This window comes from Vibrio sp. 1978 (assembly GCF_033344345.1).
The window spans coordinates 1-790 of record NZ_JAWPOP010000329.1 but is presented as its reverse complement, the minus strand read 5'-3'; the positions used below and the strand labels follow the sequence as shown (position 1 = coordinate 790).

Below are 790 nucleotides of genomic sequence, written 5' to 3'. Positions count from 1 at the left end.
AGGTTGGTGTCGCGCTCAGTACCTTGCAGCATTGCTACAACCGTTTCTGTCGGGGTATGCCCGTAAGTACAGCTCATCGAAGAAATAGCCGTATCGAGGATGTCGATACCAGCCTCTACCGCTTTGATTGCCGTAGCGGTAGAAAGACCAGTGGTAGCATGGCAGTGAAGTGCCAGTGGTACATCACAAGAGGCTTTGATGCGTGTGATTAGCTCTTGCGCTTCGTAAGGCTTTAGCAAGCCAGACATGTCTTTGATACATAGAGAATGACAACCGAGATCTTCCAAACGCTTTGCTAAATCAACCCAAGTATCCGTATTGTGAACAGGGCTTGTTGTGTATGACAGGGTGCCTTGCGCATGAGCGCCAACATCTACCGCCGATTTCACCGCTTTTTGGAAATTGCGAACATCGTTCATCGCATCAAAGATACGGAATACATCCATACCGTTGGCATGAGCACGCTCAACGAACTTCTCTACTACGTCATCAGCATAATGGCGATATCCTAAAAGGTTTTGACCACGAAGTAGCATTTGCATTGGTGTATTTGGCATCGCCTTTTTCAACTCACGTAGACGCTCCCAAGGGTCTTCCCCAAGGAATCGAATACACGAATCAAACGTTGCACCACCCCAGGTTTCTAGGGACCAGTATCCAATCTTATCCAACTCAGCTGCGATAGGCAGCATATCTTCGATACGCATACGCGTAGCAAACAGTGATTGATGGGCGTCTCGAAGGACCACATCGGTAATAGCTAGTGGTTTAGACATGCTCTTAAACTCCT

General features: G+C 47.8%; 1 protein-coding gene. It reads right to left on the bottom strand.

What is annotated here, in order from left to right; translation table 11 throughout:
* Positions 1 to 776, bottom strand: a 776-nt coding sequence (locus R8N49_RS26420; RefSeq protein ID WP_318190358.1) for a pyruvate carboxylase subunit B, incomplete at its 3' end; no start/stop codon positions are given.
* Positions 777 to 790 lie beyond the last annotated feature (14 nt).